This is a genomic window from Bosea sp. (in: a-proteobacteria), assembly GCA_023910605.1.
GTDB lineage: Bacteria > Pseudomonadota > Alphaproteobacteria > Rhizobiales > Beijerinckiaceae > Allobosea.
This window is the reverse complement of record JAAVVV010000001.1, coordinates 2,891,664-2,910,266: the sequence shown is the minus strand read 5'-3', so window position 1 is coordinate 2,910,266 and position 18,603 is coordinate 2,891,664. Positions and strand designations below refer to the sequence as shown.

21 protein-coding genes and 1 tRNA gene are annotated in these 18,603 nt (G+C 65.9%); 11 read left to right on the top strand and 11 right to left on the bottom strand.

Features of this window, described 5'->3' with window-relative positions:
* Positions 1 to 206: 206 nt before the first annotated feature.
* The 3 genes from HEQ16_14055 to gpt form a co-directional block, all read right to left on the bottom strand.
* Positions 207 to 292: transfer RNA gene (locus tag HEQ16_14055), tRNA-Leu, on the bottom strand.
* 242 nt (positions 293 to 534) lie between these two features.
* Complete coding sequence (locus tag HEQ16_14050; protein ID MCO4055138.1) at positions 535 to 2,103, bottom strand: AMP-binding protein; 1,569 nt, start codon at positions 2,101 to 2,103, stop codon at positions 535 to 537.
* 201 nt (positions 2,104 to 2,304) lie between these two features.
* Positions 2,305 to 2,814 (bottom strand): xanthine phosphoribosyltransferase, encoded by a 510-nt coding sequence (gene gpt / locus HEQ16_14045; protein MCO4055137.1) that lies wholly within the window; start codon positions 2,812 to 2,814, stop codon positions 2,305 to 2,307.
* Positions 2,815 to 2,911: 97 nt separating this feature from the next.
* On the opposite strand from gpt, the gene arfB reads away from it, so the two are divergent.
* Positions 2,912 to 3,331 (top strand): aminoacyl-tRNA hydrolase, encoded by a 420-nt coding sequence (gene arfB / locus HEQ16_14040; protein ID MCO4055136.1) that lies wholly within the window; start codon positions 2,912 to 2,914, stop codon positions 3,329 to 3,331.
* A gap of 52 nt (positions 3,332 to 3,383) precedes the next feature.
* Positions 3,384 to 3,656, top strand: coding sequence for a hypothetical protein (locus HEQ16_14035; GenBank protein ID MCO4055135.1), 273 nt, complete (start codon positions 3,384 to 3,386; stop codon positions 3,654 to 3,656).
* Positions 3,657 to 3,839: 183 nt separating this feature from the next.
* Here the strand turns inward: HEQ16_14035 and HEQ16_14030 are convergent, their stop codons facing one another.
* Complete coding sequence (locus HEQ16_14030; GenBank protein ID MCO4055134.1) at positions 3,840 to 4,463, bottom strand: transglutaminase-like cysteine peptidase; 624 nt, start codon at positions 4,461 to 4,463, stop codon at positions 3,840 to 3,842.
* A 327-nt stretch (positions 4,464 to 4,790) separates the two neighbouring features.
* Here HEQ16_14030 and HEQ16_14025 point away from each other — a divergent pair, with 327 nt between their 5' ends.
* On the top strand, positions 4,791 to 5,543 hold the full coding sequence (locus HEQ16_14025; protein ID MCO4055133.1) for an SDR family oxidoreductase: 753 nt from the start codon (positions 4,791 to 4,793) through the stop codon (positions 5,541 to 5,543).
* Between the two features lie 9 nt (positions 5,544 to 5,552).
* On the opposite strand, the gene HEQ16_14020 is transcribed toward HEQ16_14025, so the two are convergent.
* Positions 5,553 to 6,155, bottom strand: a complete 603-nt coding sequence (locus HEQ16_14020) for a PilZ domain-containing protein (GenBank protein MCO4055132.1) — start codon at positions 6,153 to 6,155, stop codon at positions 5,553 to 5,555.
* A 110-nt stretch (positions 6,156 to 6,265) separates the two neighbouring features.
* Positions 6,266 to 6,835, bottom strand: coding sequence for a PAS domain-containing protein (locus HEQ16_14015; protein MCO4055131.1), 570 nt, complete (start codon positions 6,833 to 6,835; stop codon positions 6,266 to 6,268).
* A gap of 456 nt (positions 6,836 to 7,291) precedes the next feature.
* Between HEQ16_14015 and HEQ16_14010 the strand changes: the two genes are divergently transcribed.
* Positions 7,292 to 8,128, top strand: coding sequence for a rhomboid family intramembrane serine protease (locus tag HEQ16_14010; protein MCO4055130.1), 837 nt, complete (start codon positions 7,292 to 7,294; stop codon positions 8,126 to 8,128).
* 116 nt (positions 8,129 to 8,244) lie between these two features.
* Entirely contained in the window at positions 8,245 to 8,676 is a 432-nt protein-coding gene (locus tag HEQ16_14005) for a CBS domain-containing protein (protein MCO4055129.1), read from the top strand.
* A 22-nt stretch (positions 8,677 to 8,698) separates the two neighbouring features.
* Here the strand turns inward: HEQ16_14005 and HEQ16_14000 are convergent, their stop codons facing one another.
* From HEQ16_14000 to folE, 4 genes are all read right to left on the bottom strand, one after another.
* Positions 8,699 to 9,676: an NTE family protein rssA gene (locus HEQ16_14000; GenBank protein MCO4055128.1), complete on the bottom strand. Its 978-nt coding sequence runs from the start codon at positions 9,674 to 9,676 to the stop codon at positions 8,699 to 8,701.
* A gap of 171 nt (positions 9,677 to 9,847) precedes the next feature.
* The gene (locus tag HEQ16_13995) at positions 9,848 to 10,420 is read right to left on the bottom strand and encodes a carboxypeptidase regulatory-like domain-containing protein (GenBank protein ID MCO4055127.1); all 573 of its coding nucleotides are present in this window, start codon (positions 10,418 to 10,420) and stop codon (positions 9,848 to 9,850) included.
* 19 nt (positions 10,421 to 10,439) lie between these two features.
* Complete coding sequence (gene hisI, locus HEQ16_13990; protein ID MCO4055126.1) at positions 10,440 to 10,841, bottom strand: phosphoribosyl-AMP cyclohydrolase; 402 nt, start codon at positions 10,839 to 10,841, stop codon at positions 10,440 to 10,442.
* A 73-nt stretch (positions 10,842 to 10,914) separates the two neighbouring features.
* On the bottom strand, positions 10,915 to 11,553 hold the full coding sequence (folE, locus tag HEQ16_13985) for a GTP cyclohydrolase I FolE (GenBank protein ID MCO4055125.1): 639 nt from the start codon (positions 11,551 to 11,553) through the stop codon (positions 10,915 to 10,917).
* Positions 11,554 to 11,808: 255 nt separating this feature from the next.
* Here folE and HEQ16_13980 point away from each other — a divergent pair, with 255 nt between their 5' ends.
* The 6 genes from HEQ16_13980 to HEQ16_13955 all read left to right on the top strand — a co-directional run bounded on the left by HEQ16_13980 (position 11,809) and on the right by HEQ16_13955 (position 17,650).
* The gene (locus HEQ16_13980) at positions 11,809 to 12,258 is read left to right on the top strand and encodes an iron-sulfur cluster assembly scaffold protein (protein MCO4055124.1); all 450 of its coding nucleotides are present in this window, start codon (positions 11,809 to 11,811) and stop codon (positions 12,256 to 12,258) included.
* Positions 12,259 to 12,293: 35 nt separating this feature from the next.
* Positions 12,294 to 12,701, top strand: coding sequence for a glutathione S-transferase (locus tag HEQ16_13975; protein ID MCO4055123.1), 408 nt, complete (start codon positions 12,294 to 12,296; stop codon positions 12,699 to 12,701).
* Between the two features lie 11 nt (positions 12,702 to 12,712).
* Positions 12,713 to 13,114: a membrane protein insertion efficiency factor YidD gene (gene yidD, locus HEQ16_13970; protein MCO4055122.1), complete on the top strand. Its 402-nt coding sequence runs from the start codon at positions 12,713 to 12,715 to the stop codon at positions 13,112 to 13,114.
* Between the two features lie 469 nt (positions 13,115 to 13,583).
* Entirely contained in the window at positions 13,584 to 15,590 is a 2,007-nt protein-coding gene (gene thrS, locus HEQ16_13965; protein ID MCO4055121.1) for a threonine--tRNA ligase, read from the top strand.
* A gap of 120 nt (positions 15,591 to 15,710) precedes the next feature.
* Complete coding sequence (locus HEQ16_13960; protein MCO4055120.1) at positions 15,711 to 16,997, top strand: DUF2157 domain-containing protein; 1,287 nt, start codon at positions 15,711 to 15,713, stop codon at positions 16,995 to 16,997.
* Between the two features lie 23 nt (positions 16,998 to 17,020).
* Positions 17,021 to 17,650 carry a GDYXXLXY domain-containing protein gene (locus tag HEQ16_13955; protein ID MCO4055119.1) on the top strand — a complete coding sequence of 210 codons (630 nt, stop codon included), beginning with the start codon at positions 17,021 to 17,023 and terminating at the stop codon, positions 17,648 to 17,650.
* Between the two features lie 12 nt (positions 17,651 to 17,662).
* Here HEQ16_13955 and HEQ16_13950 read toward each other — a convergent pair whose 3' ends face one another.
* Complete coding sequence (locus HEQ16_13950) at positions 17,663 to 18,589, bottom strand: hypothetical protein (GenBank protein MCO4055118.1); 927 nt, start codon at positions 18,587 to 18,589, stop codon at positions 17,663 to 17,665.
* Positions 18,590 to 18,603 lie beyond the last annotated feature (14 nt).

Here is an 18,603-nt window from a genome sequence, read left to right as displayed (position 1 = left end):
TCGTCGCGAAGCTGCGTCAGGTCGATGTCCTGGTCTCGCAAGACCAATCCGTCGCGGCTGCCTGAAACCTGGGGGGCAAGAACAGCACTCCCACCCGCGTTCACCGAAGCCTCGATTCATCACAATGCGGGTCGATCAGGCTGGACGATTAATCGCGGCTGTTCACGAAAAGAAGCTCAGCATCCCACAGCCAGCAGCCTGATGTTTGGTGGCCGCTGCGGGGATCGAACCCGCACGGGCGAAGCCCGAGGCATTTTAAGTGCCTTCCGTCTACCAGTTTCGGCAAGCGGCCTTTCGTCGTCTTCCAGTCCCTCTACACACGCTTGCGGCTCATGTCAGCCAGGGACGTGGGGGCCATGTCCGGCCTCTGCGGGCAGGCCTGAGCCCAAGCACATGATCCGGTTCACTTTTTCGTCACGCACGGCGTAATTTCAAGTTCCTTTCGTCCACCAGTTTCGTCATGTCCGCGCGCGCTGGCGTTGCCGTAGCGACATCCCGATGGAAAGACATGGTGGAGCGACGGAAACGGCGGTGCTAGAGCAGCGCACGCATGGTGACGGCCAGTTCGCGCGCGGCGGTGTAGTCCACCTTGCCGGAGCCGAGCACCGGGATCATCTGCGTGACGAGGATGGCGCGGGGTATCCAGAGTTCGGGAAATCCCCGCGCCTGAGCCTGCTTGAGCAGGTCCTTGCGGTCGCCGTCCGGATTCTCGGTGATGAGGATGAGTTGCTCGCCCTTCCGGGGGTCAGGCAGGGCCACCACGACATGGTTGTGGCCCGGCCAGACCGACGAGACCATGCTTTCCACCGCCGCCAGCGACACCATCTCCCCGCCCAGCTTTGCGAAGCGCTTGGCGCGGCCCTTGATGGTGATGAAGCCGCCCTCGTCGATGTCCACGATGTCGCCGGTGTCATGCCAGCCGTCCTCGGGGGCGACGATCTCGCCGGGGCGATCGGCCAGCAGGTAGCCGAGCATGATGTTCGGCCCCTTCACGAACAGGCGCCCGCCCGTGTCGATGCCCTCGACCGGCTCGAGCCGGTGGGCTAGTGCCGGCAACATGCGGCCTACCGTGCCGTTGCGCGCGCCTGCGCCGATCGTGTTGCAGGCCAGGACCGGGGCGCATTCGGTGCAGCCATAGCCCTCGCAGATGGTTGCGCCCGTGGCCGACCACATGCGGCGCGTCTCCTCCTTCACGCGTTCGGCGCCGGCGATGACGATGCGCACGGATGCGAGATCGCCTTCATCGGCCGCGCGGGCATAGCCCTGCAGGAAGGTATCGGTGCCGAACAGCACCGTGCAGGCGGTCTCGCCGATGAGCCTGGGCACCTGCTTGTAGTGCAGCGGGGTAGGATACATCACAACCTTCATGCCGTTGAGCAGCGGCATGAGTGTGCCCGCGGTGAGGCCGAAGGAGTGGAACACCGGCAGCGGATTCATCACCACGTCGGCGGCGCTGAGCATCCCGTCGGCATGAGCGAAGATCTGCATGGCGTTCGCCACGAGGTTGGCATGGCTCAGAACCACGCCCTTGGGCGTGCCTTCCGTGCCCGAGGTGAAGAGGACGACCGCCTCCTCGTTGACATTGAGGCTGGCTCCGGCGCTGGAACGGGGTGTGATGCTGGCGAAGGCGCCCTTGAGCTTGTCCCAACTCGTGATCCGCTTGCGCACATCCTCAAGGTAGATGATGCGCCGGCCCGGCTCCAGCGCGGCAATCACATCGTCGAGCTTGCCCTGTTCCACGAAACGGCGCGAGGTCACGATGGTGCGGATCGAGCCGACCTCGCAGGCGGCGCGCAGATTCTTCACGCCCGCAGTGAAGTTGAGCATGGCGGGGACGCGGCCATGGGCGGTGAGCCCGAACAGCGTGACCGCGATGCCCTGGACATTGGGCATCAGCACGCCGACACGCTCGGCATTGAGGGTGACGTCGCGCAGCCTGGCGCCGAGCACCAGCGCGCCCAGCACCAGCCGGCCATAGGTGAGGGGCTGGCGCTCGGGGTCCTCGAGGATGACCTTGTCCTTGCCATGGGCGGACACCGCGTCAAGCAGCGCGGACCAGAGCGTGCGGCGGACCGCGCGGGATGACAGTTCAGTGGCGGCCATTTGCGGCTTCGCTTTCCCTGGGCTTCCTCAGGGAAGCCAAACTAGGCGAAAGCCGTCACGCGGGGAAGGGAGAGCGTGGGTGGCGGTTTGCCTGCCTCCAGCTCAGTGTCGTCATCCCGTCCCGGCCCTCGCTTTCGCTGGTGCGTTCGCTGCCTCTGAAAGCTCCACGGGACCTTTCCGGCGACGAGGCGGATCGGAATCTCAGCCCTTTGTTTCCTTGGCAATGGGCTCGACATAGCTCAGGCCCATGTCCCACGGGAAATAGATCCAGGTGTCCTGGCTCACCTCGGTGATGAATGTGTCCACCAGTGGCCGGCCCTCGGGCTTGGCATAGACCGTGGCGAAATGGGCGTTGGGCAGGATCTCGCGCACCACGCGCGCCGTCTTGCCGGTGTCCACAAGGTCGTCGAGGATCAGCACGCCCTTGCCCTTGCCATCGCCGATGGCCCGGATCGAGGGGGCGATATCCTTGACGACGACGAGTTCGGACTGGTTCTTGTAATCGTGGTAGCTCGCCACGCCGATCGTCTCGATCACGCGCAGGCCCAATTCGCGGCACACGATCGCAGCCGGGACGAGCCCGCCGCGCGTGATGCACACGATGGCCTCGAACGGGCCCGCATCTGCCAGCCGCCAGGCGAGAGCGCGGGCATCGCGGTGAAACTGGTCCCACGAGACGGGGAAGGCTTTCGGGGACATGGGGCTGGCCATGGCGATGCGGCTCCGGCAGGGCAGGGCGGGGGACCATGCCAAAGCGCAAAAGCGGGGCTGTCGCAAGGGGCCGGCGCTTCTGCTAAGGGGTTTTTCGATGATCCGCATCACACGCAGCCTGTCGATCGACCCGGCCGATCTTTCCGAGAGCTTCGTGCGCGCCTCGGGCCCGGGCGGGCAGAACGTCAACAAGCTCTCGACGGCGGTGCAGCTTCGCTACCCGGTCGATAGGCTCGGCATGCCTGACGACATGCGCGCGCGCCTTGTGCTGCTGGCAGGCCGCCGGCTCACAGCAGACGGAGAACTGATCATCAGCGCCGAGCGATTCCGTACCCAGGCGCAGAACCGGGAGGATGCGCTGGCCCGGCTGGTCGAGCTCATCAGGAACGCTTCGGTGCGGCCCAAGCCGCGCATCGCCACGCGGCCAACCCGCGCCTCGAAGGTCAGGCGTGTGGAGGGCAAGGTCAGGCGTGGCGCCGTCAAGCGCACGCGCGCCGGCAAGCCTGCGGAAGATTGAGGCCTGCTCCGGACGGCCCCATCAAGGCCGCCATCTGTTCCTCCTGCCCATCGTGTTCCGTCTGTCCTTTCTTGTCAGGACTCACCAGAGCCGACTGTCGACCGCGCGTGACGAAGTATCCGGCCTGCCCGGCATCCGGGCGGCGCTGTGGGTCGGCAATGTGCTGGTCGGATGGAACGGGCCTGCGGACACGCGTGGCATCGATGTCGGGGCCGCGCATGAACTGGCGGTGTTCAAGCGGGACGCGGAGCGCCGGCCCGAGGCCAGGGCTCTGGCCTGGCGCAATGTGCTGCCTGTCCAGGACGGAGCCGCTGCTGCGGCCTGAGCCAGGACGGGCTATGGATGAAAAAGACCGGGTCCGGCACCCTTTCGAATGCCGGACCCGTCTCGCGAAACCCGATCTGGACGGGTGGGTGGGGACGTGGCCGGGCCTCGCAATCGCATGAACTGGTGGATGAAACCTGCCTGCCTTAGGTCCTCACGGCAGCGGTTGGAAAGTGGTTTGGTCTCAGCGGGAGGCGAGTTGCGGGCCTGTGACGCCGCCGAGCGCGACCCAGCCGATGTTCTCCTGGCTCTCGCGCTTGACGTAGACATATCCCGTCTGGTGCCAGGGCAGAACGGCATTGCGCTTGTTGTCGAGGATGAAGTCGCCCTTGTCAGAGCGCAGCATCAGCACGGCATGTCCCGCGTTCTCATCATCGATCACGACAACAACGCGCAGCGCGCGGCGCGGGATGCCGGCCTCGACGAGGCGCTTGCGCTTGACGAGGACATATTCCTCGCAATCGCCTCGGCCATCCTCGGCCATGTCCCAGCGTTCGACCGTGCCCCAGTGATCCATGTCGGTCACGGGGTTGATCTCCTGGTTGATCTTCGTATTGAGCGTGGTCACCATCTTCCACAGGCGGGGCGTCAGCTCCACCTTGGCCGGCTCGGCCGGGTCCACAGCGCATTCCGCCGCATAGCGCTTGTCCGCGCAGAACTGCACCCAGCCAATGGGTGGGCGGCTGTCGCCAGTGCGCGCCACGTCAAGGCTCATCACCGGCGGCAAGGCGCCGGTCGTGAGCGGCGTCTGCCGCGATGATTGAGCCTGCGATGATTGAGCCTGCGCGGCGCCGGCTCCCGCCAGCATCGCGGCGATGCAGACCGCTCCGATCCATCCCCTGTCAGAACCATGCTTCTTTGGCATGTCTTTCTCCAAACCCTGTCCGGTTTCGGGGATCGCATGCGTTCGTGCTCAATCGGCTGACTGAATTGCCTCGCATTTTATGGATCGGGCGCCTGCGGCCGCTGCGGAGCTGGCGTCCTTGCGCCAGCGTGAACGGCTTTTGAGGCCGATGATTCAAATTGTCGGCAAGGGCTTCAGGGCTTCTTCAGGGGCGCGCTTCGCAGCCATGCCCTTGCCATCGCTGCGGTCCGCCGGTCATGATCGGTGCTGGAAAAACGGCGGGGACGCGACATGACCAGAATCACGCTTATCACGGGTGGCAGCCGCGGCATCGGTGCGGCCTGCGCGCGTCTTGCCGCCGAGGCTGGTCATGACGTCGCGATCAATTATCGCAGCGAGAAGGCCGCTGCCGAGGCCCTGGCCGCGGAGCTGGTCTCGGCCACAGGCCGGCGCGTCATTCCGGTCCAGGGCGATATGGCCAGCGAGGCGGACGTCATCGCCGTGTTCGATGAGGTCGCGCGCCGGCTGGGGCAGGTGACGGGCGTCGTCAACAATGCCGGCATCACCGGCCGCTCGGGCCGCCTCGACGCCACCGAGGCGAGCGTGATCCGTGGCTGCATCGATCTCAACGTCACCGGCGCCATTCTCGTGGCGCGCGAGGCTGCACGGCGCATGGCGACACGCCATGGCGGGTCGGGAGGCGCACTGGTGAACATCTCATCGGTCGCCGCCCGGATCGGCAGCCCGGGAGAGTATGTTTGGTATGCCGCCTCCAAGGGCGCGATCAATGCCCTGACGCTGGGCCTCGCCAAGGAACTTGCGACAGACGGCGTCAGGGTCAACGCCGTGTCGCCGGGCCTCATCGAGACCGAGATCCACGCCCGCAGCACGGAGGATGCCGGGCGCGTGGACAGAATCACGCCGCTCATTCCCATGCAGCGCATCGGCCAGCCGGTCGAGATCGCGCAGGCCGTGATGTTCCTGCTCTCGGATGCGGCGTCCTACACGACCGGTGCGGTGCTGGATGTCAGCGGAGGTCGCTGAACGGAGCCGTCAGAGCTCGATCTGGTCGATGCTATCGACCTGGAGGGCCTTGCGGAACTCGACCGCGTAGCCGCCCTCGAACTTGCGCATGACGCGCGCCTGGGTCTTTCCGAGCGTCACCAAATCCGTCACCATCAGCTTCACGTCGGCGGAGAAGGCGGCGCCGGACAGCGAGATGTCCAAGAGCTTGACGGGCACCTGCCTGCCGTCGTCGAGCGTCAGAATGATGCTGCTCTGCCGCGGCTGCACGCGATCATGCCGGCGGTCCTCCGGCAATCCGAGCGTTGCGCGGTTGGCGAGCCAGGTGAGCTGCGCGGCGAGCTTCTCGCGCTTGCGCGTGGTGGCCCGAAAGCTCATCGCGAAGCCTTCCACGGTGATGCGCGCGATCTCGCCCTCAATGCGGCCGATATTCTCCAGATAGACGATGACGCGCTCGCCGATGCGGCCCTTGACCGGGGCGGTCAGCAAAAGCCCGCCCACCGACATGTCGATGCTCTGGCACGGAAACTCGGAGCGGTTCGTCAACATGTAGCGTCCCAGCAACGACACCTTCACGCGGGCATGCCTGCGTCGTTCGATGCTTCGGGATGCAATCTTGGGTGCGGCGGACATGCGGTCTTCATCGTTGAAAGAACGATTCACCATAGCCACCCGCAGGTTAACCATGCCTTACATATGGCGGTGATGGCGGCGGATAGACAGGTAGTTCGGCAATTTATCGCTCAGGCCCGCCCGCCATTGACCAATGTGAAGCGAGAGCGCCTTTCCTCCGGCCCCGCCGTGGCGGCGCGGGGCATGCCGGATGGCCAGATGATCCTCATCGACCGGACCTCGACGGAGGCGATTCGGTCCAGGCCAAGCCAGATCGGCACGGCAACAGGGCTGAGCGCGCCCAGAAGGCGGCTGTGGGTGCGGCCCCGGTGGCGAAGCGGAAGGACGAGCAGCTCCAGTTCGGCGACAGCCTCGCGCTCGGTACGGACGGTCAGGCCAGTCACCGCGCCGGCGCTTTCGTCCATCACCGCATCGACCATGCGGCACAGTTCCACGCGCGTGGCGGCATCGGGCCAGAGCGAGGCGAAGGGGCGGTCCTTGAGCTCGCCGCCGAAGAGCGCATTGAGGCGCGTGCCCGCCAGCCGGAAGGTGAGGGCCTGGCCCTCATTCTCGAGGATGAACGTGTCAAGCAGGGCGTGACGCACGGCGCCGGGCTCGATCTCGCCGCGCTCCGGCGCCGCGCGCGAGCCGCGAAGCTCGTCCCAGTACTGAAAGATAAGCTTCGTGCTCGTCGTTTTCATCGTGCATCCAGTCGCAGCCGCGCCGTGCGGCATGCGCACGAACAATATCCCGGAACGGAGCGAGGCCGTGCCCGACTGGGACAGCGGCCCCTCGCAACGCTCGCCTTGCCTCATCACCTGCGATGCTTATGCCGGGCGGGGCAGTCTGTCTGATTAAGTTTTCGTTAAGGTTAACAAGATCTTGCCGTTGCCAGCCCGAGTGGGCGGTGGGATGGTCCCGACACGCACGGATCTTCCGGCAAAGCGGCTTTCACTCCACCGCGCGGCGCCGGCATTTACTGACGGGTGGCGGGACGCGGCCGGGCTCTTACCGAGACCCAACCGGCAGCGACCGATCGTCAAGCAGGGAGGTTGCCCGATGGCAGCCTCCCCTTTTTTTGTGCGCCGCCGCGGACTTGGGCAAAGCCTGATGCCCTTGGCGCTTGCCCCTTGAGACTGGATCAGCAATCGTGCGGCATGAGCATGTCGGATGAGCCGCGCGAAGCTGTGGGCAGGGCGGGCCCCGCTGGGGCTGAGCCCATCTTCAACATTCCTGGCGTCGTCATCGGCCTGATCGGCACCTTCTTCGCGGTGCATCTCGCAAGACTTGGCCTTGCGCTCGAGGATGACCTCGCAATCCTGCGCGAGTTCGCGGTCGTGCCCGCTCGCTTCGCGCTCGAATTCGGCTGGTTCGACCAGCGCCGCATTGTCGAGGCCCTGACGGCGGGAGCGAGCGCGGCGGAAGCGGCGGAGCGCATGGCCGTGGCGCGCTACCTCCTGGATGGCGGCGGTCCGCGCTGGTGGAGCCTCGTCAGCTATGGCGTGCTGCATGGCGGCACGGCTCATGTGGCGATGAACTGCCTCTGGCTTGCGGTGTTCGGCTCGCCCGTCGCGCGGCGGCTCGGCGTCTTGCCTTTCGCAGCGCTGATCGTTGCGGGCATCGTTGCGGGCGCGGTGCTGCACCTGTGGGCGCATGCGGCTGATGTCGTGCCGCTGGTCGGCGCCTCGGCCGGGGTGTCGGCGGCCACCGGCGCGGCCGCGCGATTCGTGTTCTCGCGCGGGATGCAACTGGGATCGGTGAAGACGCCAGATGCCGCGAGGGCGCTGCCTGCGCTCTCCCTCATGGGGATGGTCCGCAACCGCGCCGCGCTTGTCTTCGTGCTGGTCTGGTTCGCCAGCAACTGGCTGTTCGGCGCTGGGGTTCCGGCCTTCGGCTCGGCCGAGTCATCCATTGCCTGGGAAGCCCATATCGGCGGATTCGTGGCGGGGCTTGTGCTTTTTCCTTTGCTCGACCGCCACGGCGCGCGCGGCTGAGGCGACAGGCAGCGCTTGCGGCGCATCCGACTTTCGTCGCACACTCGGTGCGGGCATCAGCCCTCAAGACGATGCGCGCCGACTTCCAACGGCGCCAGCCACAAGGAGGATTTGCAATGAGCGTTTCCAGCATCCTGGCCGAGAAGGGCCGCGAGGTTCAGACGATCCTGCCCCATCGCACGCTGGCCGAGGCCGCGCGCATCCTCGCCGAGCGCCGAATCGGGGCCGCGGTGGTGACCGGCGCCGATGGGGCGGTCCTCGGAATCCTTTCGGAGCGCGACATCGTGCGGGCCGTCGCCGAGACGGGGCCGGCCGGGCTCGACGAGCCGGTTTCGCGCCGCATGACGGCGCGCGTGACGACCTGCACCGAAGCCATGAGCATCGAGAGCGCGATGGAGATCATGACGACCGGCAAGTTCCGCCATCTGCCCGTCGTGGAGGCAGGCCGGCTTTCCGGCATCATTTCCATCGGCGACGTCGTGAAGCGGCACATCGAGAAGATGGAGGCCGAGACGCGGGCGATGCGCGATTACATCGCAACGGCCTGACGCAGCCGGATCGGCGCGCGCCTCAGCGCAGGCGCGGGCAGGCGGCAACCGCCGCGTGGATGTCGTCCACGATACGCACCGCGGCGGCCGCGCCTTGCTCGATCGCCTCAGCGGCGCGGTGAAAGTCGAACAGGCCTAACTTCGCCAGACGGAGCGAGATCATCACGTCGGGCGGATCGCCTGCCAGGCGCGAGCGCGAGATCCTGTCCTGCGTGATGTTGAAGGCGTCGATCATCACGCCCACGAGCCCCGGCGCCGGATTGTCATCCTGCGCTCGGCCGACTAGCGAGCGCACGCGTCGCGCCGCTCCGGAGAAGGATGACAGCCAAGGCGCCGAAGGCCGCACCTCAAGGTCTGGCGTCAATGACGTCGGGTCGCGCTCGGCGCGATGGGACTGGATCGTGGTGCCGCGCCCGCCGGGATCGCCGTTGAGGTTCACGCACACCACGACATCCGCGCCCATGGCCCGGGCCGCCGAGACGGGGATCGGGTTGACCAGTGCGCCATCCATGAGCCAGCGCCCGCCCAGCCTGACGGGATCGAATACGCCGGGCAGGGCATAGGAGGCGCGCATCGCATCGACAAGCGAGCCATGGGTCAGCCAGATCTCGTGGCCGGTGCCAAGCTCGGTCGCGATTGCGGCATATTTGGTAGCAAGGTCCTCTATGCGGACGTCCATCAGCTCGGCGCCCAGCAGGCGCCGGAGCCTGTCGCCGGAAATCAGACCCGAGCCGCCAATGTGGAAGTCCATCAAGCCGACAATGCGCCGCTTGGTAAGCGACACGGCCCAGTCCTGCAGGTCATCGAGCCGTCCGGCAGCATGGATGCCGCCCACCAGAGAGCCGATCGACGTGCCGGCGATGATGTCCGGCTTCACGCCCGCGCGGGCGAGGGTACGAAGTACCCCTATATGCGCCCAGCCGCGGGCCGCGCCGCCTCCCAGCGCAAGCCCGAGCCTCGGCTTGCCTGAGGGCGCTTCCTGTAGTCCTAGGGTTTCCATGTTCACTGCGTTGCCACCCCTCTCCGAGCCTCATTGTGTGGCGCGTGATGCGGCCCCATACGGCAAGCGCTAGCTGCAGGGTACAAAATATTCTTGGCGATTTTATAACAACCAATTTCCAGTAGCGTCAGAACCTCATTCGAAGCAGTCAAATTTCCAAATGAATCCTGTTCAATTTCCAGAAATGACCGTTTTTACTGTTTGTCTTTCGCCTCGAATTTCAACATAATCAAAAATTGAACCACCTTCCGGCAGGCTGCTGCCTGGCACTGCCCAAACAACTCTTGTCATTACAATGTATCGACCCGGTTTCACGTTCTCGAATTGAAAATTCCCCTGCGCGTCTGCTTTAGTCTCGCGAGTTAAACGAATATAATCGGCGTTCGTGTTTTCGGTTCGATTTGCGAAGAGAAGTGGAGCAAATTTGTTGCCCCCATAAATTTTCTGAAATCTTTCTTCAGCGTATCTCGTTGCTGGAATAAGTCGAACAACTTCGCCTGCAGCAGTTACAACGCTTCCGCCGCGTTGCCTCAAAAAAGCGTTGCCTTCAATTCTATTTGTTCCAGGCTCGAGTGCTGTCTGTGCTTGTCGAATATCGAACTGGGAATCGATCGTTACCGTCTGACACGCGGTCAAAATTCCGGAGATCAGCATCGCGATAACTACATGTTTCATAACAAGACCCGCAGTCATTTTTCGAATGAAATTGCTTAGCTTGTAATTCTGATTCTTGCAAACATTCATAATAGGCAGCTTGAAAGTACTATTCTTCTAGCAATTCTAGACCTGTTTGTCGCGCGGGCTGGACCCTGTAAAAACAGCTTCGCCGCCCGGTGTGGCAGCAGCCGCCATCCCCCGCGACCTTGACCTTGATCCAGACCGCGTCCTGGTCGCAATCGACCCGCATCTCGACCACCGTCTGGATCTGTCCCGAGGTCGCGCCCTTGCGCCAGAGCTCCTGCCGCGAACGGGACCAGTACCAGGCTTCGCCTGTCTCGATGGTGCGCTGGAGCGCTTCCGCGTTCATGTGGGCGACCATCAGCACCTCGCCGCCATCGGCTTCGGTGGCGACGCACGTCACCAGGCCCGCAGCATCGAAGCGCGGGGCCAGACGAAGGCCTTCCTCCAGCTCCTTCTTGCTGGCGAGCGTCGGGAACGGGCTCATCGGTGTCTCCTGGCCAGGCGCATGGCGCGCCTGTGCGGCGCGGCCCTGCTCTAGCCCGTGACGCGCAGGCGCGTCAAAGGAAGCTGCGCAGGGAGGGAGACTTCACCATCGTGAAGAACTTGACCTGCTCGGCCGGGTCGGTCTCGAACACGCCCCGGTACTGCGTGGTCATGGTCGACGAGCCATGCTTCTGCACGCCGCGCATCGACATGCACATGTGCTCGGCTTCAAGCAGCACCGCGACGCCGCGCGGCTGGAGCACCTCGTCGATCACGTTGGCGATCTGTGCGGTCATCGTCTCCTGGGTCTGCATGCGGCGGGCATAGACCTCGACCACCCGAGCCAGCTTCGACAGGCCGACCACGCCCTTTGCGGGATAATAGGCGATGTGCGCCTTGCCGACGAAGGGCACGAGATGATGTTCGCAATGCGAATAGAAGGGGATGTCGCGCACGAGCACGATGTCGGAGTAGCCATCCACCTCCTCGAAGATGCGGTCGAGAATGTCGGCGGCATCCTCGTCATAGCCCTTGTAGAATTCCTTGAAGGCCTTGGTCACGCGCTTGGGCGTGTCGAGAAGGCCCTCGCGAGACGGATCATCGCCCGCCCAAAGGATCAGCGTGCGCACGGCCGCCTCTGCCTCCTCGCGCGTGGGCTGACGGATCAGGAACTGGTCTTTCTGCGGCGCGATCTGCGCGGTGGGGGGAGACATGGGAGCCGCCACGGCATTGGACGTGATGGCAGAGGGCTTAACCACGCGGTTCATGGAGCCTGCCTTTCATGGATTTGTACGAGTTCTACGAGGTGGCCGCGGCGGTGGACCACAGGCGCGGGGCCTGGCCAAAAGATTCACATGCAGGCATCACATGACAGTGATCAGGCCGCGCATGAAATGAGGCTCTTCTGGCTCAAGCCGGTGCGGATGGTCCTCGCAAACCGGGTCCGGGCGCGGTATATTGGCAAGATCATGCTCAATGACGTCTACAACAAGCGGATTCTGGAACTCGCGGCCCATATCGGCCGGATCGGGCGGTTGGCGAAGCCTGACGCAACGGCGGTAGCCCACTCGAAGCTCTGCGGCTCGAAGGTGACGGTGGACATCGCCATGGATGGCGACCGGGTGGTCGATTTCGCCCACGACGTGAAGGCCTGCGCGTTGGGGCAGGCCTCCTCCGCGATCATGGCGCTGCATGTCGTCGGCTCCACGGCGTCAGAACTGCGCGCCGTCCGCGACATCGCGCGGCGGATGCTGAAGGAGGGCGGTGATCCGCCCGAGGGCAAGTGGAGCGACCTGGCGGTGCTGCAGCCCGTGCGCGACTACAAGGCGCGCCATGCCTCGACCTTGCTGACCTTCGACGCCGTCGTGGACGCCATCGCGCAGGTCGAGGCCCGGCAGGCGGTCGATGCTGCCGAGTAGAGTTGAAGCCAAAGACGCATGCCAAGGTCGCATTGATGCATCACGTTCCAGCGCACATCGCCGCGGCAGGCCTCTATGTCGGCCTGCTCATCCTCATGTCGATCGTCCTGCAGTTCCTCGTGATTCGGCTGCGACGCAGGAAACTGATCGGCATCGGCGACGGGCAGGACAAGGATCTCGCGCGCGCCATCCGCGTGCATGGCAACTTCACGGAGAGTGTGCCGTTCGGCATGGCCGGGCTCATCATGCTGGCTCTCATCGACGCGCAGGCCGTGCTGATCCATGGCGTGGGCCTGCTGCTGCTCGCGGGCCGCATTGCGCATGCGGTCGGGCTCAGCCGCTCGGCCGGCAAGAGTGCGGGCCGGGTCGCGGGCATGCTCATGACCGTGTGCGCCCTCGGCTTGTCTGCGCTCGCGCTCATCGCTGCGGCGCTCTGGCGCTGAAGGAGGGGCGCGTGAGGCCCGTCCGCCGCGCCGCGCATTATGCAATCCGGGGCTACCAGCTCACCTTCTCCGCCCTTGTGGGCCGCCAGTGCCGGCACTGGCCATCCTGCTCTGACTACACCGATGAGGCCATCCAGCGCCATGGCCTGTGGGCCGGGGGCTGGATGGGGCTCGCCCGCATCTGCCGCTGCAACCCTTACGGCACGGACGGAATCGATCTGGTCTGCGAGGAGGTTGCCGCCGGAGCGACGGCCCTGGCGCCATGGCGCTATGGCCGCTGGCGCGGCGTGAACGGACCGCCCGTCAGCGCCGCGGATTCGGCCCCGCCGGCACCCGGCCCGGCTGCGCATTGCAGCGGCGAGCCAGTTCGGGGAGCAGACGGCTCAGCGATGGATCATAAAGGCTCTGGTTGAGCGCGGGTCGGCCCGGCGCCGCAATCTCGATCATCACCGCTGATTGGCCGATGCATCCTCGAAGGCCTTGCGCGGCGCGCTGCGGCGCATCCACAGATCACGCCCCGCCGTGTCGATGCCAGGCCCCGGCCGGGCGCGCGGAAGATGAAGTCCCGGCCGCCGCTGTCGAGCCGTGCGCTCGCGACCGGGACGGGCTGTTGCGCCAGGCGCGAGCGCCGCCAGCCAGCGGCGCGGGTTTCGGTCCTGCGGAAGGCGGGCCGTCATGCAGAGACAAGAGGCACGGAACATCGCGCTTGTTTGGCCCTGTCGCGTCAGCTATTGCGCAACGCAAGGTGTTTGCAGCCACGCGCATTGGCAAGCCCTCGTCGATGGCGCTGCATTTCCGGGCGCGGGCCCGCCGTCGCGCATCACATCCGCGCCTGGACTGACTTACGGGGTTCGTATCCCCGAGTGAGCAGGAGCGACTGCCATGTCGAACCCCGACACGATCTCCCTGACATTTCCCGATGGCGCCGTGCGCCCCTATGCCGCCGGCACCACCGGCACGGCGATCGCGGGCGGCATCTCGCCCTCGCTGCTCAAGCGCACCGTTGCGATGGCGCTCGACGGCGAACTGCACGACCTCAATGATCCGATCACCGCCGATGCGCGGATCGAACTGCTCAACCGCGAGGACCCGCGCGCGCTGGGGCTGATCCGGCACGATTGCGCCCATGTGCTCGCGGAGGCGGTGCAGGCGCTGTTCCCGGGCACGCAAGTGACGATCGGTCCCGTGATCGAGAATGGCTTCTTCTACGATTTCCACCGCGATCAGCCCTTCAGCCCGGAGGATTTCGCCGCGATCGAGCAGAAGATGCGCCAGATCATCGCGCAGGACAGGCCCTTCACCAAGGAAGAGTGGAGCCGCGAGCGGGCGAAGCAATTCTTCCGCGACAAGGGCGAGCTGTTCAAGGTCGAGCTGGTCGATGCGATCCCGGAAGACCAGACGCTCAAGATGTATGCGCAGGGCGACTGGATCGACTTGTGCCGCGGCCCGCACATGACCTCCACCGGCAAGGTCGGCAACGCCTTCAAGCTTATGAAGGTGGCCGGCGCCTACTGGCGCGGGGATTCCAACAACCCGATGCTGACGCGCATCTATGGCACCGCCTTCGCCAGACAGGAGGAGCTGGACGCGCACCTCAAGCAGATCGAGGAAGCCGAGAAGCGCGATCACCGCAAGCTCGGCCGGGAGATGGACCTGTTCCATTTTCAGGATGAGGGCCCCGGCACGGTTTTCTGGCACGCCAAGGGCTGGACGATGTTCCAGCAACTGACCGCCTACATGCGCCGTCGCCTGCGAGGCGACTATGACGAGGTCAACGCCCCCCAGCTGCTCGACAAGTCGCTGTGGGAAACATCCGGGCACTGGGGCTGGTATGCGGACAACATGTTCGCCTCCAAGAGCGCCACGGCTCTTATGAATCCGCTTGATTCGACCCGCGACCAGCGCGTCTTCGCGCTCAAGCCGATGAACTGCCCGGGCCATGTCCAGCTCTTCAAGCATGGTCTCAAGAGCTATCGTGATCTTCCGATCCGGCTTGCCGAATTCGGCATGGTCCACCGCTACGAGCCGTCGGGCGCGCTGCATGGGCTGATGCGCGTGCGCGCCTTCACGCAGGATGACGCGCACATCTTCTGCACGGATGAGCAGCTTGAGGCCGAATGCCTCAAGATCAACGAACTCATGCTCTCGGTCTATGCCGATTTCGGCTTCGACGAACTGGTGGTCAAGCTCTCGACCCGTCCCGAGAAGCGGGTGGGGTCTGATGCGCTGTGGGACCGCGCCGAAAGCGTCATGATGCGTGTGCTCGAGCAGATCGAGACGCAGTCGGGGGGCAAGATCAGGACGGGTCTGAACCCGGGCGAGGGCGCGTTCTACGGTCCGAAGTTCGAATACACTCTTCGCGATGCGATCGGGCGCGACTGGCAGTGCGGCACGACGCAGGTGGACTTCAACCTGCCCGAGCGCTTCGGGGCCTTCTACATCGACGCCAATGGCGACAAGACGCAGCCGGTGATGGTGCATCGCGCGATCTGCGGCTCGCTGGAGCGCTTCCTCGGCATCCTGATCGAAAGCCATGCCGGCCATTTCCCGCTCTGGCTGTCGCCCGAGCAGATCATCGTGGCTCCGATCACCTCCGAGGCCGATGCCTACGCCGAAAAGGTGACGAACCTGATGATCGCCCACGGGCTGCGTGCGCGGGCCGACCTGCGCAATGAGAAGATCAACTACAAGGTGCGCGAGCACTCCCTCGCCAAGGTCCCGGTCATCATCGCCGTGGGCAAGCGCGAGGCGGAGGACAGCACCGTGACCATCCGCCGGCTGGGCTCGCAAGCCCAGACCGTGATGAGCCTGAAGGGTGCGATCGACTCACTCGTCGATGAGGCGATGGCCCCGGACGAGAAGCGGGCGAGGGCCGCGCTGCAAGCCTGACTGTTCTGCACGCCGAAACCGCCAGGGCGCCGGGTCTCCCGGCTCCTCTTCACATGGCACCGTTTTCTCGCGTATACGCTTCCCCACAGGAGTGCGCGGTGACAGGGTGGGCGTCCAGCCATGATGTTGCATAGTTACCGCAGGCGTCTCGAGGCCGACCTTGCCGAATGGACGCGGGCAGGCCTCATCGCCGCAGAGCAGGCCGCCGCGATCCGCAAGACGGCCTTCGCCGACAAGGGCGGGATGAAGCTGCCTTCCGTGCTCGGCATGCTGGGAGGGCTGCTTATCGCCGCCAGCGTGGTGGCCTTCGTCGCCGCAAACTGGCAGGGGATCCCGCGCCTGCTCAAGCTCGCGGCTATCCTTGGCGCCATCATCGCAGCGCTGTTCGTTGCCTATCGGTCAGCATGCCGGGGCTCCGAGCGCGCGTCCGATGCGGCGGCGACCTGCGCCGCCCTGATCTTCGGCGCCGGTGTCGCGCTTGTCGGGCAAATGTATCATTTGCCGGCGGACTGGCCTGCGGGCTCGCTTCTGGTGGGCTGCGGGGCGCTGGCGGTCGCGGCCTTGCTCAGGTCGGACGGGGCCTTGCTCACCGCCTTCGCCTGCATGGGCGCGTGGTTCGCCGGCCTCACGACGGATGGCGCGGGCGTTACGCCGATGAACCTGCTCTTGCTCGCGCCGGCCTTCGCGCTGGCGCTCGGGCGAGAGCAACGCGTCGTGCACCATGCGGCCGTCCTCACGCTAGGACTGTGGCTCTTCCTGGCGGACGGAGACCTGCTCGGCTCGCAGCTGTTCGGCGCACAGCTTGCCTACTGGCTGTTCATCGCCGTGGTCGCCACCTCGCTCGGCGCGCTGGCGACAGACCGGGGCTGGCATCATCTGCTCACCGCTTTCCTGCCTTGGGGGCTTTTGGGCTATGTCGCCGTGCTTGCTGCCCAGCTTAACCTCGTTCTGGAGGCGCGCGGGTTGGGCGCCGGGATCGTCAACCTGACGGTTGTGCTGGCGGGCCTTGCCGCGGTGGGCGCGCTGGCCGCACTCTCGGTGCTGGCGCGCGACAGGCGCAGCGCCGCGCTTCTGGCCGGCGCGCTTGGCCTTGCGTGCGTCAGTCCTCTGATGGTCTGGGCCGGTGTGGACAAGCTGCTCATGGGCAGGCTCGTGGTGGCCGCTCTGGTGCTCGGCTCGACGGCCCTGATGGTGGCCGCCGGCACATCCGGCGGCCAGCGGCGCGTCGGCATGGCCGGCATCGCCGCCTTCGGGCTGGCCGTGCTGGCCCTGCTCGCCCGGACGGTGGGGACGCTGCTCGACCAGTCGCTGTTCTTCCTTGTCGGCGGCGTCGCGCTGATCGCCATCGCCTCGGTGGCGCGCCGCATGCTCGCCCGCATCACCCCGCCCGAGGGGAGCCAGCCATGAACCTGACGACAACGAACCCGACCATGACGGAAGCGCCGCCATCCGGCCTCGACGCATGGATAGCCCGCGTGCCGCTCGCGCTGCGGGCTGCGCTTGCGGCGCTCATCCTGTGCGGGCTGATCGGGGCCATGGTGAGGGAACGCGCCGCGATCCTGAGCGGGGGGCGGGAGGTGAGGCTCGCCACCGCGCCCGTGGACCCGCGCGATCTTTTCCGGGGCGATTATGTGGTTCTGACCTATGACATCTCGCGGCTTCGTCCAGGCCGGCTCGGCCTGGACGGGCCTCTCGCCTTGGGTGAGCGGGTCCATGTGACGCTGCGCCCCGGGCCCGATGGGCTGGCGCAGGCTGTCGCAATGTCACGCGCAGCGCCCGCGCCGGCTGCGGGGGATGTGGTGATCGAGGGACGCGTCGCCGATTCGCGGCGCTGCATGCCCCCGCCAGAACCACCGCGCCAGTGCTCCAGCGAGGATGAAATGGTGCGGGTGACCTATGGGCTCGAAAGCTATTTCGTGCCGCAAGGCGAGGGGCTTGCCATCGAGCGCACGCCGCGTGCGCGGATGGAGGTCGTCGCGGCCGTCGCGCCCTCCGGCAAGGCCGCGATCAAGCGGCTGCTGATCGATGGCAAGAAGGTCTACGACGAGCCGCCCTACTAGGCCGCGCGCGCCTCAGCGGCCGGCCACCACCTCGATGTCGCGGTCCAGCCCGGCCTCGATCCGGAACTCGTGGGTATGAACCTGCCCGCCCTGGCGGGCGATCAGCACATACTCGCCCTCCGCGAGGATGACCTGGGGAAAGGCACCGATGGCTTCGCGGATGATGTCGCCGCCGGGGGTCAGCACTGAAAAGGCGGTTCCGGCGAAGGCTTCGCCTCCGGGTGCGGCCACAAGCTTGAGCGTGGCCTTGGCGGCGCGGTGAAACAGCGTCGCCTCGACAAGCTTGCCGCTCTCCACCTTCACGTCGGCGCGCCGGATGGCGTTGGCGTCGCCATAGGTCGAGACGACATGGTAGGTGCCTTCCGGCAGGCGCAGGATATCGTCAGGCCTGACATTGTCGGCGACGAGGCGCCCTTCGGAGTTGCCTGCCAGCGGCACGAAAACCGAGAAGACAAGCATGTTGGCCGGGATCGGCCGGTCGATGACGACGCCGCCGAGCTTGAGGCCCCCGGCGCTGAGCGTCACCCGCTCCGTCAGCGTTCCCCCCTGCGGCACGGTCACGCGCTTCCAGCCGCTGGCGAAGCCATAGGCGGCATGCACGACATAGGCGCCGGGCTGAAGATTGAAGACCGGGGTGGCCAGATCGGAACGCGCGACGATGCGGGGAGGGCCGCCGCCGGCATCTTCCTCGAGGATGCGCCAGAGCACGCCCGAGGTGATGGGCTTGTTCTCTGTGGCGTAAAGCGCAGTGAGGGACAGTCCCCGGCGCGGCGCGGGCGTGAGCGGCTGAGGGGACGGCGGCGCGGCGCCGGGCCACTGCAGCGGCGGCAGCGCCGGCATCTGGGCCTGCGCGATGCCGGCCAGATACGGCCAGCCCGCGACGAGGGTCGCCAAGGCCGCAGGCAATGCGGCGTTGCGGAGGGTTCGCGCCGATGACATGGACGCTCTCATAG

Bases quoted from the DNA above. Each gene is read 5' to 3' on its own strand.
- HEQ16_13995 (MCO4055127.1), bottom strand. From the start codon at position 10,420: ATGAATGTTTGCAAGAATCAGAATTACAAGCTAAGCAATTTCATTCGA.
- HEQ16_14010 (MCO4055130.1), top strand. From the start codon at position 7,292: ATGAGCATGTCGGATGAGCCGCGCGAAGCTGTGGGCAGGGCGGGCCCC.
- HEQ16_13950 (MCO4055118.1), bottom strand. From the start codon at position 18,589: ATGTCATCGGCGCGAACCCTCCGCAACGCCGCATTGCCTGCGGCCTTG.
- folE (MCO4055125.1), bottom strand. From the start codon at position 11,553: ATGTCTCCCCCCACCGCGCAGATCGCGCCGCAGAAAGACCAGTTCCTG.
- HEQ16_14015 (MCO4055131.1), bottom strand. From the start codon at position 6,835: ATGAAAACGACGAGCACGAAGCTTATCTTTCAGTACTGGGACGAGCTT.
- HEQ16_14000 (MCO4055128.1), bottom strand. From the start codon at position 9,676: ATGGAAACCCTAGGACTACAGGAAGCGCCCTCAGGCAAGCCGAGGCTC.
- HEQ16_13980 (MCO4055124.1), top strand. From the start codon at position 11,809: ATGCTCAATGACGTCTACAACAAGCGGATTCTGGAACTCGCGGCCCAT.
- HEQ16_13960 (MCO4055120.1), top strand. From the start codon at position 15,711: ATGATGTTGCATAGTTACCGCAGGCGTCTCGAGGCCGACCTTGCCGAA.
- HEQ16_13955 (MCO4055119.1), top strand. From the start codon at position 17,021: ATGACGGAAGCGCCGCCATCCGGCCTCGACGCATGGATAGCCCGCGTG.
- HEQ16_14050 (MCO4055138.1), bottom strand. From the start codon at position 2,103: ATGGCCGCCACTGAACTGTCATCCCGCGCGGTCCGCCGCACGCTCTGG.
- HEQ16_13975 (MCO4055123.1), top strand. From the start codon at position 12,294: ATGCATCACGTTCCAGCGCACATCGCCGCGGCAGGCCTCTATGTCGGC.
- HEQ16_14030 (MCO4055134.1), bottom strand. From the start codon at position 4,463: ATGCTGGCGGGAGCCGGCGCCGCGCAGGCTCAATCATCGCAGGCTCAA.
- HEQ16_14025 (MCO4055133.1), top strand. From the start codon at position 4,791: ATGACCAGAATCACGCTTATCACGGGTGGCAGCCGCGGCATCGGTGCG.
- HEQ16_14020 (MCO4055132.1), bottom strand. From the start codon at position 6,155: ATGTCCGCCGCACCCAAGATTGCATCCCGAAGCATCGAACGACGCAGG.
- gpt (MCO4055137.1), bottom strand. From the start codon at position 2,814: ATGGCCAGCCCCATGTCCCCGAAAGCCTTCCCCGTCTCGTGGGACCAG.
- hisI (MCO4055126.1), bottom strand. From the start codon at position 10,841: ATGAGCCCGTTCCCGACGCTCGCCAGCAAGAAGGAGCTGGAGGAAGGC.
- thrS (MCO4055121.1), top strand. From the start codon at position 13,584: ATGTCGAACCCCGACACGATCTCCCTGACATTTCCCGATGGCGCCGTG.
- HEQ16_14005 (MCO4055129.1), top strand. From the start codon at position 8,245: ATGAGCGTTTCCAGCATCCTGGCCGAGAAGGGCCGCGAGGTTCAGACG.
- arfB (MCO4055136.1), top strand. From the start codon at position 2,912: ATGATCCGCATCACACGCAGCCTGTCGATCGACCCGGCCGATCTTTCC.